Source organism: Bradyrhizobium liaoningense (assembly GCF_018130825.1).
GTDB lineage: Bacteria > Pseudomonadota > Alphaproteobacteria > Rhizobiales > Xanthobacteraceae > Bradyrhizobium > Bradyrhizobium liaoningense_B.
The window spans coordinates 545,667-561,772 of the sequence record NZ_JAFCJS010000003.1; the positions used below are offsets into that span (position 1 = coordinate 545,667).

The 16,106-nt window shown below is 65.1% G+C and carries 16 protein-coding genes and 1 tRNA gene; 12 read left to right on the forward strand and 5 right to left on the reverse strand.

All coding sequences use genetic code 11. The features are described 5' to 3' along the window. Positions 1-759: a hypothetical protein gene (locus JQ603_RS15980; RefSeq protein ID WP_245003639.1), complete on the forward strand. Its 759-nt coding sequence runs from the start codon at positions 1-3 to the stop codon at positions 757-759. 108 nt (positions 760-867) lie between these two features. Here the strand turns inward: JQ603_RS15980 and JQ603_RS15985 are convergent, their stop codons facing one another. The 5 genes from JQ603_RS15985 to JQ603_RS16005 form a co-directional block, all read right to left on the reverse strand. Beyond that, the gene (locus tag JQ603_RS15985) at positions 868-1,305 is read right to left on the reverse strand and encodes a hypothetical protein (RefSeq protein WP_212340846.1); all 438 of its coding nucleotides are present in this window, start codon (positions 1,303-1,305) and stop codon (positions 868-870) included. Positions 1,306-1,474: 169 nt separating this feature from the next. Next, positions 1,475-1,870, reverse strand: coding sequence for an SRPBCC family protein (locus tag JQ603_RS15990; protein ID WP_212340848.1), 396 nt, complete (start codon positions 1,868-1,870; stop codon positions 1,475-1,477). A 146-nt stretch (positions 1,871-2,016) separates the two neighbouring features. Further along, positions 2,017-2,376, reverse strand: a complete 360-nt coding sequence (locus JQ603_RS15995; RefSeq protein ID WP_212340850.1) for a VOC family protein — start codon at positions 2,374-2,376, stop codon at positions 2,017-2,019. Positions 2,377-2,431: 55 nt separating this feature from the next. After that, positions 2,432-3,271, reverse strand: coding sequence for a helix-turn-helix transcriptional regulator (locus JQ603_RS16000; RefSeq protein WP_212340852.1), 840 nt, complete (start codon positions 3,269-3,271; stop codon positions 2,432-2,434). A gap of 97 nt (positions 3,272-3,368) precedes the next feature. After that, a complete protein-coding gene (locus JQ603_RS16005) occupies positions 3,369-3,947 on the reverse strand; it encodes a methylated-DNA--[protein]-cysteine S-methyltransferase (protein ID WP_212340854.1) in 579 nt (192 codons plus the stop codon). Between the two features lie 172 nt (positions 3,948-4,119). On the opposite strand from JQ603_RS16005, the gene JQ603_RS16010 reads away from it, so the two are divergent. From JQ603_RS16010 to xylA, 11 genes are all read left to right on the forward strand, one after another. Then, positions 4,120-4,193 (forward strand) — tRNA-Gly (locus JQ603_RS16010). A gap of 285 nt (positions 4,194-4,478) precedes the next feature. Beyond that, a complete protein-coding gene (locus JQ603_RS16015) occupies positions 4,479-5,012 on the forward strand; it encodes a DsrE family protein (RefSeq protein WP_245003640.1) in 534 nt (177 codons plus the stop codon). Between the two features lie 15 nt (positions 5,013-5,027). Continuing rightward, positions 5,028-6,092, forward strand: a complete 1,065-nt coding sequence (locus tag JQ603_RS16020; RefSeq protein WP_212340856.1) for a TAXI family TRAP transporter solute-binding subunit — start codon at positions 5,028-5,030, stop codon at positions 6,090-6,092. Positions 6,093-6,118: 26 nt separating this feature from the next. Beyond that, entirely contained in the window at positions 6,119-6,901 is a 783-nt protein-coding gene (locus JQ603_RS16025; RefSeq protein ID WP_245003641.1) for a type VI secretion protein, read from the forward strand. Positions 6,902-7,299: 398 nt separating this feature from the next. Continuing rightward, the gene (locus JQ603_RS16030) at positions 7,300-10,347 is read left to right on the forward strand and encodes a DPP IV N-terminal domain-containing protein (protein ID WP_212340860.1); all 3,048 of its coding nucleotides are present in this window, start codon (positions 7,300-7,302) and stop codon (positions 10,345-10,347) included. A 191-nt stretch (positions 10,348-10,538) separates the two neighbouring features. Continuing rightward, entirely contained in the window at positions 10,539-11,120 is a 582-nt protein-coding gene (locus JQ603_RS16035) for a helix-turn-helix domain-containing protein (RefSeq protein WP_212340862.1), read from the forward strand. Next, positions 11,120-11,632, forward strand: a complete 513-nt coding sequence (locus JQ603_RS16040) for a GNAT family N-acetyltransferase (protein ID WP_212340864.1) — start codon at positions 11,120-11,122, stop codon at positions 11,630-11,632. Before JQ603_RS16035 ends, JQ603_RS16040 begins: the two co-directional genes overlap by 1 nt. A 2-nt stretch (positions 11,633-11,634) precedes the next feature. Beyond that, positions 11,635-12,099 carry a GNAT family N-acetyltransferase gene (locus JQ603_RS16045; RefSeq protein WP_212341534.1) on the forward strand — a complete coding sequence of 155 codons (465 nt, stop codon included), beginning with the start codon at positions 11,635-11,637 and terminating at the stop codon, positions 12,097-12,099. Between the two features lie 90 nt (positions 12,100-12,189). Next, a complete protein-coding gene (locus JQ603_RS16050; protein WP_212340866.1) occupies positions 12,190-13,245 on the forward strand; it encodes a LacI family DNA-binding transcriptional regulator in 1,056 nt (351 codons plus the stop codon). 82 nt (positions 13,246-13,327) lie between these two features. Further along, the gene (gene xylB, locus JQ603_RS16055) at positions 13,328-14,776 is read left to right on the forward strand and encodes a xylulokinase (RefSeq protein WP_212340868.1); all 1,449 of its coding nucleotides are present in this window, start codon (positions 13,328-13,330) and stop codon (positions 14,774-14,776) included. Between the two features lie 6 nt (positions 14,777-14,782). Then, entirely contained in the window at positions 14,783-16,105 is a 1,323-nt protein-coding gene (gene xylA, locus JQ603_RS16060) for a xylose isomerase (protein WP_212340870.1), read from the forward strand. Position 16,106 lies beyond the last annotated feature (1 nt).

Genomic DNA, 16,106 nt, shown 5'->3' on the forward strand with positions numbered 1-16,106 from the left:
ATGCCGCGCCATGCCGAAGGCTCCGCGCCAGCTCCTGGCGACAACTTCGCCGCGAGTTCATCAGCACGGAAAGCCACCATGACCTCGATTTCGTCGCTCTCCTCCCATCACCACACATCGCCGTTGCAGCGACTGCAGGATGAACTGCAGGCGGAAGTCAGTTCCGGCGCGATCAGCTCGTCCGATCAGACGGCGCTGTCGTCAGCGCTCAGCGACATCGATTCCGCCCTGCAGTCGAGCAGCGCGAGCGATCAGTCCAGCGGCAGCAAATTGTCGCCCGACGAGTTCGCGTCCAAGATCGATGATCTCATCCAGCAGGAAGTATCGAACGGCAAGCTGACCGACGAGCAGGCCACCGAGCTGCAAGGTGTGTTCAAGGCGGCGTTCTCCCATGGTCCGGGTGGACCGGGCGGCGCAGGCGGACCGCCGCCCGGGCCGCCGCCGGATGGCGGCGCTTCGGCCAGTGGCACGGACAGTTCGTCGAGCGGCAATCCGCTGGTGGATCTGCTGCAGCAATTCCTTCAGTCGCTGACGAGCTCGTTGACCGATTCGACCTCGTCCACGACCGGATCGAGCGACACGACGACCGGGAGCAGCACAGATAGTTCGTCCAGCACCACGTCCGCGACGGAGTTGCTGCAGCAATTTCTCCAATCACTGAAAGACTCGTTCGCCGACCACACCTACGACGCGGGATCGACCGACGCTGCGACCGCAAACGCTTCGGTGTCAGGCGTCCTTCTCAACGACCGGGTCTGATAGCCCCGACGCATCACGCCCCTGACCCGGTGCAACCATCCTTCGTGCCCCGAAGGGTGGTTGTTTCGTAGCCGGAGTTGCCACGCGGCAGCAGCCAGCGCGTACGGTCTAGCGATGCTTGTGGCGGCGATGGCCGCCGCCACCGACATTGGCGAGCCGCATCAGTTGCGGGATCATCGCCATCATGTCGCCGCCACCGGCACCACCTAGCATGTTCATGATGTCTCCGCCGCCCACGCCGCCGAGGCCAGTCGGCACGCCTCCGCCCATCGGCGCGTAGCCGCCGTAATTCGGGGCGCCAAATCCGCCGCCGCCGTTCTCCATCATGCGGCTCATCATCGGACCCATGGTCTGCATCAGCATGGCGAAGCGGCGCTTGCCCATCTTCGCCTTCATCATCTCCAGCATCGGCGCCATCTGGGTCATCATGTCCTCGCCGCCGGCACCTCCGCCGCTGAGGAACTGCGCCTTGGCCGGCACGCTCGACATCGAAAACAGCAGCAGCACGGCGGCTGCCTGACAGATCACCTTGTCCGCACCTCTCATGGCATGCTCCTCGCGTGCGTGGCGCCGCCGGGAGAGCGGAGCCAACCGGACGCACGCGGGCATGGTTACGGCCGGCGCGAGCGCGGCACTGTGAAGAACATCACGCAAGCGAGCATGATCCGGAAAAGTGTGCAGCGGTTTTCCGAAAAGATCATGCTCAAACAAAGAGCTACCCAGGCGGGAACGCCCGGTGGATCGCGGCGACGGCCTCCTTCGTTTGTCCCTGAACGTAGGCCGAAAGTTCGTTCGGCAGCATGTCGATGATCCAGACCAGCCGGCACCGCGCCTCGCCCTCGGCGATCACCTGCACCGAGGCGCTGTAATGCTTCAGCCGTTCGTTGTTGATCGCATAGACCAGACGCCGTCGCGCGTCGTCGCAATCGACCAGCACCTCGCGCGCGACGGAGCCGTTGGCGAAGGTGACGATACGCGCATCGCCTTCGAGCGTGCACGCCGTGACGAAGCCCGGCGCCAGCCGCTGCGGCAGCGCGCCGTAATCGCGCACCGCGTCCCAGACGTCGCGGGCGGGGACGGGAAGGGGGATGTCGTTGTGGATGGAGGCCATGTTGTTCCTCATGAGATGGAGCTCGTAGGGTGGGCAAAGGCGCAACGCGCCGTGCCCACGATCTGTCAATGATCGCGACAGATGGTGGGCACGCTACGCTTTGCCCACCCTACGGCATCTGCGTATGTGGAGCGCTTGGTCGCGCCTCACACGCAAACCGCCTCGACATTGTTGCCGTCAGGATCGATCAAAAACGCCGCATAATAAGTCGGGCTGTAATCCCTACGCGGCCCGGCGCCGCCATTGTCGCGGCCGCCGCTCTTCAGGCCCTCGCTGTGAAACGCCTTGACCGCGTCATGATCCTCGGCACGGAACGCGATATGCGCGCCGTCGGCCTTCCGGCCCTTGTTCAGGTGCAGCCACAGCGCCGGCTCGCCCTTCGGCCCGAAGCCGGCATAGCCGTCGCCGCTTGAGCACAGGACATAGCCGAGCGGTGCCAGCACCGCGGTGTAGAAGCGCGTGGCGGCGTCGAGGTCGGCAACGCGCAATCCGATATGGTCGTACATATTCGTCTCCATTGCAAAGCGCGCCGCAACTGGCGCGCGCCGGAGACGACCCTAGTCAGTTGAGGGCAACCCGCTCTTGGAGAATCTTGCGCTCGCCCTTCGAGGCCTGCCGGAACTTCGTCGGCGACACGCCGGCGGCGCGATGGAAAGTGCGGACGAAGTTGGAGAGGTCGCCGAAGCCGACGTCATAGGCGACATCGGTGACGGCAATGTCATCATCTGTCAGCAGGCGCGCGGCGTGCCGCAGCCGCGAGCGCACCAGATATTGATGCGGGGTGACGCCGAGCACGGCCGAGAACAGCCGCAGGAAATGGAACGGGCTGAGGCCGGCCTGCTTTGCCGCCTGTTCGAGGTCGAGCTCGGCATACGAATTGTCGTCGATCCACAGCGCGGCCTCGACGGCGCGGCGGCGGTCGCGCGCGGTCGGCGTGGCCGGCTTGCGCGCCTTGCCCGAAACCACATCAATGAAACGGCCCGCAAGAATTTGGCCGATCTCGTCGAGACCCAAGTCGCTGTTGCCATCTGCTGCCGTCTGGGCCAGCTCGCCCAACACCATCAGCTCGGGCAGCGGCGGTGTCGCGCCGACCTGCCAGATCTCGCGCCGTCCCCCGAGGGCATCGACCAGGTTCTCGCTGAAGAAGAAGCCGAGGCAGACGTCGCCCGAGACATGCTCATGCGTGCAGGTGTATTCCTCGCCGGGGGCGCCGACCAGCATCGAGCCCGCCACCAGCTCGAAGAAGCCGGCACGGCAATGGCAGCCAAAGCTGCCGGAGCGGACATAGGCGATGGAATGGCCGGTGCGGCATTCCGCGAACGGCGTGTCGTCCGGTCCCGCATCGCAGCGAAACTCGGAGACGGTCATCGAGCCTGTCTTCAGCAGCGTGGTGGCATCCATGCCGCCTTATCTAGGCATGATCCGGACAAGTGTGTAGCGGTTGTCCGACAAGATCATGCCTAAAAAGACAAGGCTAAGGTGCGATCGGGATCGCGCCTTAGCCGGACGGCCTCGGCGGAGCAACGGGCAGCAGCACCTCGAACAGCGTCTTGCTGGCGACCGGATGGGCGCCCTCCAGCGACAGCAGCCGCCGCTTGGAGATCATCCCGCCGTAAGGCGAGATCCGGCCGGTGTAATTGCCGGCCTCCAGCACGCGGTGGCAGGGCACGATCAGCATGTAGGGATTCTTCGCGATCGCCTGCGCCACCGAATGCGCGGCGCCGGAGGCGCCCAGCGCCTTGGCGATCTCGTGATAGGTGCGCGTCTCCCCGCGCGGAATCGTGCAGGTGTATTCGTAGACCCGCCGGTTGAAGCCGGGCACGCCGCCGGCATCCAGGCTGACGTCGGAAAAATCGGGATCGTTGCCCTGCAGCAGGCTCACGATGCCCTCGATCGCAAGCTCGGTATTGGGCAAAGGCTGCTGCTCGCGCGCCTCGGGATGAGCCTGGAAAATCCGGCGGCGGGTGTCGATCTCCCGCGCCTCCGGCAATTGCACGGCCACGACACCAGTGCTGCTCCAGATGATGCCGCAACGGCCTATCGCCGTGTCGAATACCGTGTAGCCACGCCCCACCATGCACACGCCCCACTCAGTGCACGCTCTTCCCCCGACAGGCCGATCATAACACCGCCACAATCCGGCGCACCCAGAATCTTGCCAGGACATTAACAACCGTCCGGGCGGACGCGCCAAACCGCTTGGCGGGAGGCGCCGTCTCGGCTAATCAGGATGGGCGCGAAGCGCACAAGCGGGCGTAGTTCAATGGTAGAACGGCAGCTTCCCAAGCTGCATACGAGGGTTCGATTCCCTTCGCCCGCTCCAATCCCTTCCCCCGGCCCGATCGGCCCTTTGGTGTTGCGGCCCGAATTCTCCCCGCGGTCTTGAACCGGTGCGCCAACGAACGGGCACGTCGAGCTGATGTGCCGCGCTTAGTCCATTGCGCTTAGCACGAACTGCAGTCTGTCGGCAGGCCGACACGGAGTTCATGTTTCCGGGCACCGCCCGCGCAAATCCGCACGCAGCATCAACGGGTCGGCTCAAGGGCCGGATCGAGATCGAACGAGTCGCACCGCATGTAGAGCGCAAGACCCAGAGGGGAGATGGTCCATGCCTGATGCACGAATCCATATCGTCACAGCCATGATTGCCACATTCGCAATCAGCTCGGCATATCCCATGACCTCGATGCAACCGCAGCAGGGCTCTGCGATCGCGGCGCGGGCCATGGTTGCGAAGAAGCAAGCCGTCGCTCGGCCGGACAAGCCGGCGGCGCATCGGCTCGTGATCCAGGTCAACCAGAACGATCCCGCCGTGATGAATCTGGCGCTCAACAACGCAACCAACGTGCTCGAATACTACCGCAAGAAGGGCGAGGAAGCCGATGTCGAGATCGTGGCGTTCGGTCCCGGGCTGCACATGCTGCCCAAGGACACGACACCGGTCGCCGATCGCATTCACGCTATGAACGAGCTCGCCTTCCCGAGCAAGATCCGCTTCGCCGCATGCGGCGTCACCAGGGAAGGGATGGAAAAGAAGGAAGGCAAGCCGCTGGAGCTGCTGCCGGAGGCGTCCATGGTGCCCTCGGGCGTCGTCCACATGATGGAGCTGCAGGAGAAGGGCTGGAGCTACGTCCGGCCATAGACATAGGAGGCCGCGATGATGCGCAAGCTGCTGTTCATACTGGCCTTGTCGCTGCTCGAGCTGCCCGCTTCCGCGCAAAATGCCAACAGGGCCGGTGGTGACAAGCGATCCGTTGAGCGTGCCGCACCCGCACCGGCGCGCGGGAGCTACGCCGCGCGCCCCGTTCAACCGCGAAGCGCGGAAGCGGAGGTAAGGGATCGCATCAACGCGGGCTCGGTCGGTCTCGCCGCCGGATTGCTGGAAGGCGCGCCGCTCCGCTTCGCCACCGAGATCTCGCGCGTCGTCAACGAGGGCGGAAAGGTCAACGTGCTTCCGATCGTGACGCGCGGACCGACCGAGAACGTCAACGATCTGCTCTATCTCAAGGGGGTCGACGTCGCGATCATCAACAGCGATTCGCTCGACGAGTACCGCGCTCAGGTGCCCGAGATCGGAAACCGTATCGTCCACGTGATGAACCTGTTTCCGTCGGAGCTGCACATCTTCGCGCGTCCGGAGATCAATTCGCTCGCCGACCTCGCGGGCAGGAAGGTGAACTTCAACACGCAGGGCACCGCCGCCGCCTATTCGGGTCCGCTCGTTTTCAGCCGCCTCGGTATCGAGGTCGAGAAGACATTCATGCCTCACCCGGTTGCACTCGAGCAGATGCGCAAGGGCGAAATGGCGGCCGTGGTCTTCGTCACGTCCAAGCCGGTAGACGCGTTCGTGAAGCGCAAGTGGGATGAGGGCTTCAAGTTCCTGCCGGTGCCGTTTGGTCCTGGATTGATCGACTATTACGTGCCCGCCTCGCTGACCTCGGCCGACTATCCGGCGCTGGTGCCGGCGGGACAAACAGTCGAGACGATCGCGGTGTCGACGGTTCTGGTTGCGTATAACTGGAAGCCGGGCTCGCCGCGCCATGACCGTGTGACCGCCTTCGTGAACGAACTGTTCGGCAAGCTCGACGAGCTGCGCGTGTCCGGCTTCGATCCGAAATGGAAGGATGCCGATCCCTCTGCCAGCGTTCCCGGATTGCAGCGCCTGAAGGCGGCCGAGAGCTGGCGGGATCCCCAGATGGCCAATCGGACGGCGCGTCCATGAGGCGGCTCGCCGCTATCCTGTTCGCCATGGTCGAGATCGCGGAAGCCCACGGTCAATCCGCGTCCAGCACCTTGAAGGGCCTGGACGAATGCTTCGCACAGACACGCAACGCTGAAGCCGCCTGCGATCAGGTCAGCAGCGACACTGCGGCTCGTCTTGGCTGCAGGTTGAAGGCGCACAGTGCGGAGAAACAATGCCTCGATCATCTGTTCGCCAACAAGGACGAAGCCCGGCAGTCCGGCGATGGGCCTGCGAAGCCGCGCGCCCGCATGCCGCCCGCGCCGACCGCATCCGGGCCGCCGCCAGTGGCGGCACACCCCGATCGCGACGATCCGACCGCAGCGCTTCCGGCTGCTAAAGGATGGCTCATTAGCGAGACCACGTCCCCGCGAGACTTCTCGCCGCTCTTCGTGGCCAAGCTGTATGCGCTGCCCCCCATTGCCGCCGATGCGCCGCAGACGCTGGTCCTGCGTTGCCGGAACCAGCGGACCGAGATGTCCCTTGGAGCCAACGGCGTCTGGCGCGCCTCGCGCAGTGGTGACGTCGAGGTCGCGCTGTCCTCCGATCTGCCGGCGGCAAGACCGCTACGCTGGCGGTTGGCGATCGATGGCCGCGCCGCCTTCATGGCGGACGACCCGGTCGATCTGGTGCGCGCGCTCGGCGGCGGGCGGATGCCGATCGCCGTGACCGACGGTACGGGGCGCACCATCAGCGCGACCTTTGACCTCGCCGGCATCGACATTGTCCGCGCCAGACTTGCGAATGCCTGCCGTTGGCCGAATGCGACGGTCGAAACGCGAGGGCGGTGACGGCATCCGGCGTGCAAGGCTCGAACGTCTTCCGGGCGCATCGAACGCCTTTCGACGATTCGATCAATGACCTCAGCGCCAAGGACGAAGCAGCCTTCGGAGCAGTCACAGCGGCCAAAATCTGCTCAAGTGTTGATCGGAGACGAAGCAAGACTCATGGATGCTGATTGCCCGAGCATGCGTGTTGTCGTTCGAGCCATGCCGGAATCCATGCACCATCATTCGCAGATTTGCAGCGATGACGCATCGCGCGACATCAAGCGTTCGTCATCCAGGGGCACTAGACTTGCTTTGATCAGCAGTCTGGTCGGCAGCGACTTATTGGCGCCGCGTTTTTGTTTCTGATCATCGAACAAAACATTCGGACCCGGCCTGTTGCCGGGCAAACGGAGGCATGGATGACAAATTCAGCACCTGGTTTCACCACTTGCGGTGGCAACGCCGATGCGTTCACGCGCGTGTCGACCAGCGCAACCGGGGCGCAGGCGGATGGCGCGAGTGTCCAGGCCGTGTTCTCGCCCGACGGCACGAAAGTGGCGTTCGCATCCTATGCCGACAATCTGGTGCCCGGCGATACCAACGGTGCACCCGACGTCTTCGTGAAGGACCTTTCGACCGGGGCGATCACGCTCGTGTCGACCGATGCCAGCGGGGTTCAGCTGGGTGGCTACCAGCCGATTTTTTCGCCCGATGGCACCAAGTTGGCGTTCGCAGCGGGCGCCGACATCTTCGTGAAGGACCTGGCCACCGGTGCCCTCACGCGCGTGTCGACCAGTGCCAGTGGGGAGCAGGCGGACGGCTTCTCGACCACCAATCCAATATTCTCGCCTGACGGCACCAAGGTTGCGTTCCTTTCCGATGCCGACAATCTCGTGCCTGATGATACCGACCACCTGCGCGACATCTTTATCAAGGACCTCACCACTGGCGCGATAACGCTCATAGCGCCCAATCCATACAACGGAGGACCCGGCAACGGCGGCGATGAGAATGGCTTTACCTTCCCCCCCTCGTTCTCGCCCGATGGCACCAAGATCGTGTTCGGGTCGAATACAGGATTTGGCGACACCACCGAGATCTACATCAAGGATCTTGCCATCGGGACCACCACACTGGTGTCGGTCAGCGCCAGCGGCGCTCGCGGGGATCACGGCAGCTTCGACCCGGTGTTCTCGCCAGATGGCACCAAGGTGGCGTTCTATACCTTTGCCGAAACTCTTGTGCCGGGTAGTAACAACAACCGAATCGGTAACATCGTCATTAAGGATCTGACCACAGGCGCGGTCACGCTGGTATCGACCGATGCCGACGGAATCCCGCAGAACAACGGCGAAGCCCAGAAACCTGTATTCTCGCCTGATGGCACCAAGATTGCGTTCTATTCCAGTGCCACCAATCTCGTGCCGGGTGGCCATGGCGATCAGGTCATCTTTGTGAAGGACCTGGTCACCGGCGCCATCACGGCCGTCTCGACCAATGGGGGCTTCCCGTGGGAATTCGGAGGCGGCAGCCGGCTTCCCGTATTCTCGCCTGATGGCACCAAGGTGGCATTCGAGTCTTTAACCAGCATTCTGGTGCCGGGCGATACCAACAAAACCTACGACATCTTTGTGAGAGATCTTACTACGTCTTCCTTCACCGCAGCGAAGCTGACGGACAATGGCGCTGCCCATGTTTCGACATCGCAGGCGGGTTTCTTTGCCGGTACCGACAGGATCGCGGTGACACCGCAAGACGGCAATCTCGGCACACTCACGGCCACCGCCGACGCTGCCGATGGCAAGGTGACGTGGACCTATGATGTCTCTCATGCCAACATCGCTCCGCTCGCGGCCGGACAGACCCATACCGACATCTTCATCTTGGCCCTCGGCGGCTTCTACGGGGCACAGAGCGTCACCGTGACGCTGACCGGAATCGATGATGCGCCCGTGATCAGCTCGGGCACGACGGCAAGCTTCGCGGAGAATGGCTCTGGCGTCGCCTACCACATCGCGGCGACCGATGTGGACAGTCCCGCGCTGACCTACTCGCTGTCCGGCACTGACGCGGCTCTGTTCGACGTGTCGGCGACGGGCGATGTGACGTTCAAGTCCGCGCCCGACTTCGAGGCGCCGAAGGACGCGAATCACGACAACGTCTATGACGTCACCGTCGCGGTCAGCGACGGGACAGAAATCACCACAAAGAACGTCGCGATCACGGTCACTGACGTGAATGACGCCAGCGGCGGCGTTCTGACTGTCACCGGCTCGACCGGCTTCACGTCGATTGACCGGGCCACGATCAATATCAGCGTGACCGGCAATTTGCACGAGACCGGCAGCGCCGGTGTGATCAGCAACAGCACGATCAGCAATCTCGGCTCGCTGAGCGAAACCCAGGCGATGCTCGCGTTCGTGAACGATACGATCGCCGGCGGTTCCCTCGGTGCGATCGTCGCCAATGGCGGCACCATCACCTTCGACAATGTGCATCTGGACGGGACGTCGCTGGATGCGACATCAGGCGGACTCATCGAATCCGTTGCAGGCAGCGGCAACAGCTTCAACAATGTGACGCTCAAGGCTGGTGCCGTGTTCGACGACGGCGCCGGAAGCGTTCTGAATGTCAGCGGCCTGCTGAACAACGGCGGCAGGATCGAGCTCTTCAATGCCGCGAAAGTCATCCTGACCGGCGACACCACGGTCATCGGCAATGGCGAGATCAAGCTCGATCCGGGCTCCCTAATCCTGAGCAGCGGTGGGCATCACACGCTCGACCTCGAAGGCGGCGCGATCGACGGCGCCGGCACCATCGGAAACGGCGATCACGGCCTCACTTTGGATATCGGCGTCTCCGGCATGCTCGAGGCGAACGGGTCCCAGCCGCTCAGCGTGAACACCGGCAATTCCGTCACCAGCAGCGGCCTGATCGAAGCCGTGCACGCCTCGCTCAATTTCGACGACGCCGTTTTCAACACCTTTGGAACGATCACCGCCGACCAGGGCGGTACGATCGATTTCGGGAATGGCCTGACCAATGGCGGCATCGTCAATGTGCACGCCGGCAGCGAGGTGGATGTCTCGGGCAATTTCGTCAACAACGGCACTGTCCTGGATAGCGGCGTGCTCAAGGTCGGCAATCTGGGCGGGGCTGGAGCCGTCAACGTCAACAACGGGACATTGGTGGTCACCGGCAATCTGGGCAGCAACGTCGTCCTGACGGGGACGGACACATTCGTGTTCGGGCCCAATGCCAAGCAAACGTCCGGTGTCATCTCGAACTATACGCCGGGCACAACGCTGGTGCTGGATGGCTTCGACGCCAAGGTGAACGTGGCCTTCGACCCTCAGACCAATATTTTGACGCTGACCGACGCGGATCATCATGCGATGGCGCTTCACCTCGCGCCCGGGTCCATGATCCCGCAGGCCCACGGTGCGGCGCCGGATTTTCTCATCTAGCGAATTTCCCCGGGGACACCCTGCCGAGCCCGCCATGTCCTGGCGGGCTCTGGCAAGATTCCAGAGAATTTGCCGCGCAAAGATTCTAATATATTAGCTCCTCGTTCCCGGCACGCGCGGCTCGCCCGGCTTAAGCTTCTGTTGCCCCGATGGGTGCGGTCCTCGTATCGGGAAATGTTCGGATGACAGCCATGGACCAGCAGAAACTCGACCGCGCGATCGGTCGTCGCTTGAAGACCTTGAGGACGCAGGCGGGCATGACGTTGAACGAACTCGCAGGCCGCTCCGGTGTCAGCCGGGCCATGATCGGGCGGGTGGAGCGGGCGCAGAGCAGCGCGACGGCGGCGCTGCTCAACAAGCTCTGCGCGGCGCTCGACGTTACGCTCAGCGACGTCGTCGCGCTCGCGGAGAAGCCGCCGGAGCGCCTGATGCGGCTCGCCGACCAGCCGCATTGGCGCGATCCCGACAGCGGCTACCGCCGGCGTCATGCCTCGCCGCCGGATGCGGCGAGCGGCCTCGAGATCATCGTCGTCGACCTGCCCGCCGGCGCGCGCGTCTCCTACAGTCCTTGGGGCCGCAACGCCTTCACCCAGCAGCTCCTGATGCTGGAGGGCGCGGTCTGCGTGCATATCGACGCCAAGACGGTGCGCCTGCGCGACGGCGACTGTCTCGACTTCGACGTGATGCGCGCGGTGACCTTCGAGAACGAAACCAGGCAGGACGCGCGCTACGTCATCATCACGCGGCGCGGCACCTCTTACGGGAAGATGTGATGCCGCTGATCGTGCGGGACGCCACGCTGGAGGACGCCGCGGATATCCTCGCGATCTATAATCATGCTGCGCTCAACACCACGGCGGTGTGGACCGACGGTCCGGCCGATCTCGCCTCGCGGCGCGCGTGGATGGGTGCACGGCAGGAGGCCGGCTATCCCGTGCTGGTCGCGATGAAGGGCCGGGACGTCGTCGGCTTCGCCTCGTTCGGCGACTTCCGCCCCTTTCCCGGCTATCGCCATACCGTCGAGAACTCGGTCTACGTCGGTGAGCGGCATCATCGGCTCGGCGTCGGCCGCTGCTTGATGGCAACGCTGATAGAGCGCGCCACTGCGCTGAACAAGCACGCCATGATCGCCGGCATCGAGGCTGCCAACGCCGCCTCGATTGCCTTGCACGCCTCGCTCGGCTTCGCCGAGGTCGGTCGCATGCCGGAGGTCGGCTGCAAGTTCGGCCGCTGGCTCGATCTCGTCTTCATGCAGAAGCAGCTTGCAAGCGGAGTGCGGCCGTGACGATAGAGATCCGCGCCGGCGACACCTTCGATCCGCGCGTCATCGCGCTGCTCGATTATCACGTCACGGCCGCGCGGGCGCAGACCGCGCCGGGCAGCGCGCATGCGCTTGATCTCGCGGGCCTTCGCGCGCGCGACGTCGCGTTCTGGACCGGCTGGGACGGCGAGACGCTGGTCGCCACCGGCGCGCTGAAGACGCTTTCGCCTGGTCACGGCGAGGTCAAGTCGATGCATACGCTGCAGACCGAGCGCCGGCGCGGTTTTGGCGGCCAGATGCTTCGCCACATCATCGCGGAGGCCCGCGGGCGCGGGCTGCAGCGGCTCAGCCTCGAGACCGGTTCGTGGGATTATTTCAAGCCGGCGCATGCGCTCTATCAGGCGCACGGTTTTGTGCTCTGCGGCCCGTTCGAGGGCTATGTCGAGGATCCCAACAGCCTGTTCCTGATGTTGGATCTGACCGGCGGCTAGCCGCGGCCCGGCTCAACCCGGGCTCGAAAATGCCCTGCCGCCCCTCAAAATGAGTTGCGTACCTCAAAACGCCTCTGCTAGCCTTCAGCCATGGCCGACACGCTGACCACCGCCGCGCTGACGCTGAAGGACATCGCCCGCGAGGCGGGGGTGAGCCTGGCAACAGTCGATCGCGTGCTGCACAACCGCCCGGGCGTACGGCCGGACACGGTCCGGCGCGTCAGGGAGGCGATCGAGCGCAATTCATTCCAGCCGCATGTGGCGGCCGCCGAGCTCGCGCGCGGCCGCGCCCGCCGCTTTGCCTTCGTGATGCCGTCGGGGCCGAACCCGTTCATGCAGCAGATCGAGGCCTATCTCGGCGAGATGTCAGGCTGGCTCTCGGCGCGCCGGCTCAATGTCGAGATGGTCGCCACCGACGTGTTCGACGCCTCCGTGCTGGCCGCCTCGCTGGAGGCGCTGTCCGGCGATTACGACGGCGTCGCCGTGGTGGCGCTGGATCACCCCACCGTTCGCGCCGCCATCAATGATCTGGTCGATGCCGGCACCAGGGTCGTGACACTGGTCTCGGACGTGCCGTCCTCGCGCCGCCACCATTATGTCGGCATCGACAACATCGCCGCGGGACGCACCGCCGGCGCGCTGGTCGGGCGGCTGGTCGGCGGCCGCTCCGGCAAGGTTGCCGTCGTCGCGGGTTCGCAAGGGCTGCGCGACCATGCCGAGCGCATCTTCGGCTTCAACCAGGTGATGGCTAGCGAATTCCCTGACCTCAGCGTGCTGCCGGTGCTGGAAGGGCGCGACGAGGACGAGCGCTCGGAGCAGCTGCTGGCCCGGCTGTTGGGCAGGCATGCTGACATTGTCGGCCTTTATAACGTCGGCGCCGGCACGCAGGGTGTCGCCCAAGCGTTGAACAACAAAGCGTTGAGCGAGGCCGGCCGCGACAAGGTCGTGTTTGTCGGGCACGACGTCACCGCGCTGACGCGCCGGCTGCTGCTGCAGGGTGTGATGGATGCCGCGATCTCGCAGAATCCGGGACATGAGGCGCGCGCCGCAGTGCGCGTGCTGCTCGCGCTCGCCCGCGGCGAGCCGATCCTGCGCGAACAGGAGAAGATCAGGATCGACATCGTGATGCGGGACAATCTGCCCTAGCGGCAGGTCGATCTGGAAACGGCCCGTTGCGGGGAAGGCGACATCAAGCTCGCGCACCGCGGCGGAAGAAGGGGAGGATGGCGTGTATCTCGGACTGGACATCGGCACGTCCGGTGTGAAGGCGGTTCTCGTGAACGAAGCCGGCGCGGTGGTCGCGACGGCGGCGCGCGAGCTCGCGCTGTCGCATCCGGCGCCGCTGTGGTCCGAGCAGGATCCCGACGCCTGGGTCGCGGGCGCGATCGGCGCGGTCGACGATCTCGCAAGCCATCATCCGCGCGAGGTGGCGCGGGTTGCCGGCATCGGCCTGTCGGGCCAGATGCATGGCGCGACGCTGCTCGGCGAGGACGGGCGCCCGCTGCGTCCCGCGATCCTCTGGAACGACGGCCGTTCGCAGGCCGAATGCGCCATGCTGGAGCGGCGCTGTCCGTCGCTGCACGCGATCGCCGGCAATCTGGCGATGCCCGGCTTCACCGCGCCAAAGCTGTTTTGGGTCGCGCGGCACGAGCCGGAGATCTTCAAGCGCGTCGCCAAGGTGCTGCTGCCCAAGGCCTATGTCCGCTACCGGCTGACCGGCGAGATGGTCGAGGACATGTCGGATGCGGCCGGTACGCTGTGGCTCGATGTCGGCCAGCGCCGCTGGTCGGCCCTGCTGCTGCATGCGACCGGCCTCGATCTCCACCACATGCCGCGCCTCGTCGAGGGCAGCGCAGTGAGCGCCGTGCTCGCGCCGGAATATGCGCAGCGTTGGGGCATGGCGAAGGACGTCGTGGTGGCCGGCGGCGCCGGCGACAACGCGGCGAGCGCGATCGGGCTTGGCGCGATTGCGCCTGGTGATGCCTTCCTCTCGCTCGGCACCTCCGGCGTGGTGTTTCGTGTCACCGATCGCTTTGCGCCGGCGCCGGCGTCAGCGGTGCATGCCTTCTGCCACGCGCTGCCCGGCCTCTGGCACCAGATGGGCGTGATGCTGTCGGCGGCGGCCTCGCTCGCCTGGTTGTCCGATGTCATGGAGACGCCGGCGGCCACGCTTCTCGCGCCGCTCGGCGAGCGCGTCGATGGGCCGAGCCCGATCAAATTCCTGCCCTATCTCGATGGCGAGCGCACCCCGCACAACGATGCCGCCGCGAGCGGCGCCTTCGTCGGGCTGCGCGGCGCTACCGGGCGATCCCAGATCGTGCAGGCCGTGCTCGAAGGCGTCGCGTTCGCCGCGCGCGACAACCTCGCGGCCCTGAGCGCGGCGAGCGGGCCGATCAGCGAAGTCGATCTCGTCGGCGGCGGCTCGCGCTCGCCGCTGTGGGCCCAGATCTGCGCGGACGTGCTCGGCATTCCCGTCCACCGCGTCGAGGAGGGTGAGGTCGGCGCTGCGCTCGGCGCTGCGCGGCTCGGCCGGCTCGCCGCCACCGGCGAAGGTCCCGCGCAAGTCTGCAGCCGTCCGCGGCGGCTCGCGAGCTTCGCGCCCCGCGCATCCGTGACCGCCGCCTATGACGAAGCCTATCGCCGCTGGCGCGCGCTTTATCCCGCATTGAAGGAGTGACTTTAAGTGAACGCGTCAGCCAAATTCTTCGATGCAAGTACCCCCGTCGCCTTCGCCGGCAAGGATGCCGCGAACACGCATGCCTTCCGCTGGTACGACAAGGATCGCCTCGTGCACGGCCGCAGGCTCGAGGATCATCTGCGCTTTGCAGTCTGCTACTGGCATTCGCTGTGCTGGCCGGGCGGCGATCCCTTCGGCGGAGAGACCTTCTTGCGGCCCTGGCATCACGGCACCGATCCGATGGCCATGGCGCGCGCCAAGGCCGATGTCGCCTTCGAGCTGTTCCGCCTGCTGGACGTGCCGTTCTTCACCTTCCACGACGTCGATGCGGCGCCGGAAGGGGATTCGCTCAGCGAGTCCGTCGCCAACCTCAACGCGATCGCCGATGTCTTCGAAGCGAAGATGGCAACCGCAAAAGTCCGACTGCTCTGGGGTACTGCAAACCTGTTCACGCATCGCCGCTACATGGCGGGCGCCGCGACCAACCCGGACCCCGACATTTTCACCTATGCCGCCGGCCAGGTCCGCGCCGCGCTGGAGGTGACGCACCGGCTCGGCGGCCAGAACTATGTGCTGTGGGGCGGCCGCGAGGGCTACGAGACGCTGCTCAACACCGATCTCAAGCGCGAGCTCGACCAGCTCGGCCGCTTCGTCTCGCTCGTCGTCGAGCACAAGCACAGAATAGGCTTCAAGGGCCCGATCCTGATCGAGCCCAAGCCGAAGGAGCCGACCAAGCACCAATACGACTTTGATGTCGCCACCTGCTACGGCTTCCTCGAACGCTACGACCTGCTCAAGGACGTCAAGCTCAACATCGAGCAGAACCACGCCATCCTCGCCGGCCACTCCTTCCATCACGAGGTCGCACTGGCCGAGGCGCTCGGCGTGTTCGGCTCGCTCGACATCAACCGCGGCGACGATCTGCTCGGCTGGGACACCGACCAGTTCGCGATGAACGTGAGCGAATTGTCGCTGGTGTTCCACGAGATCCTGAACCGCGGCGGCTTCACCTCGGGCGGGCTGAATTTCGACGCCAAGATCCGCCGCCAGTCGATCGATCCCGATGATCTCATCCACGCCCATGTCGGCTCGATGGATGCCTGCGCGCGCGCCTTCCTCGCCGCCGCGGACATGCTCGATGCCGGCGTCCTCACCGCGCCGCTTGCGACGCGCTACGACGGATGGGCCGGTCCCGAGGGCCGCGCCATTCTCGGCGGCCAGCGCTCGCTCGCCGATCTCGCCGACCGTGCGATGAGTCCCGGCTTCGATCCGCAGCCGCGCTCGGGCCGGCAGGAATATCTGGAATCCCTGGTCAACCGCTATGTCTGAG

What these genes read in the sequence shown, in the direction of transcription:
- JQ603_RS15980 (WP_245003639.1), top strand. Translation starts at nt 1, where the DNA reads ATGCCGCGCCATGCCGAAGGCTCCGCGCCAGCTCCTGGCGACAACTTC.
- JQ603_RS15985 (WP_212340846.1), bottom strand. Translation starts at nt 1,305, where the DNA reads ATGAGAGGTGCGGACAAGGTGATCTGTCAGGCAGCCGCCGTGCTGCTG.
- JQ603_RS15990 (WP_212340848.1), bottom strand. Translation starts at nt 1,870, where the DNA reads ATGGCCTCCATCCACAACGACATCCCCCTTCCCGTCCCCGCCCGCGAC.
- JQ603_RS15995 (WP_212340850.1), bottom strand. Translation starts at nt 2,376, where the DNA reads ATGTACGACCATATCGGATTGCGCGTTGCCGACCTCGACGCCGCCACG.
- JQ603_RS16000 (WP_212340852.1), bottom strand. Translation starts at nt 3,271, where the DNA reads ATGGATGCCACCACGCTGCTGAAGACAGGCTCGATGACCGTCTCCGAG.
- JQ603_RS16005 (WP_212340854.1), bottom strand. Translation starts at nt 3,947, where the DNA reads ATGGTGGGGCGTGGCTACACGGTATTCGACACGGCGATAGGCCGTTGC.
- JQ603_RS16015 (WP_245003640.1), top strand. Translation starts at nt 4,479, where the DNA reads ATGCCTGATGCACGAATCCATATCGTCACAGCCATGATTGCCACATTC.
- JQ603_RS16020 (WP_212340856.1), top strand. Translation starts at nt 5,028, where the DNA reads ATGATGCGCAAGCTGCTGTTCATACTGGCCTTGTCGCTGCTCGAGCTG.
- JQ603_RS16025 (WP_245003641.1), top strand. Translation starts at nt 6,119, where the DNA reads ATGGTCGAGATCGCGGAAGCCCACGGTCAATCCGCGTCCAGCACCTTG.
- JQ603_RS16030 (WP_212340860.1), top strand. Translation starts at nt 7,300, where the DNA reads ATGACAAATTCAGCACCTGGTTTCACCACTTGCGGTGGCAACGCCGAT.
- JQ603_RS16035 (WP_212340862.1), top strand. Translation starts at nt 10,539, where the DNA reads ATGGACCAGCAGAAACTCGACCGCGCGATCGGTCGTCGCTTGAAGACC.
- JQ603_RS16040 (WP_212340864.1), top strand. Translation starts at nt 11,120, where the DNA reads ATGCCGCTGATCGTGCGGGACGCCACGCTGGAGGACGCCGCGGATATC.
- JQ603_RS16050 (WP_212340866.1), top strand. Translation starts at nt 12,190, where the DNA reads ATGGCCGACACGCTGACCACCGCCGCGCTGACGCTGAAGGACATCGCC.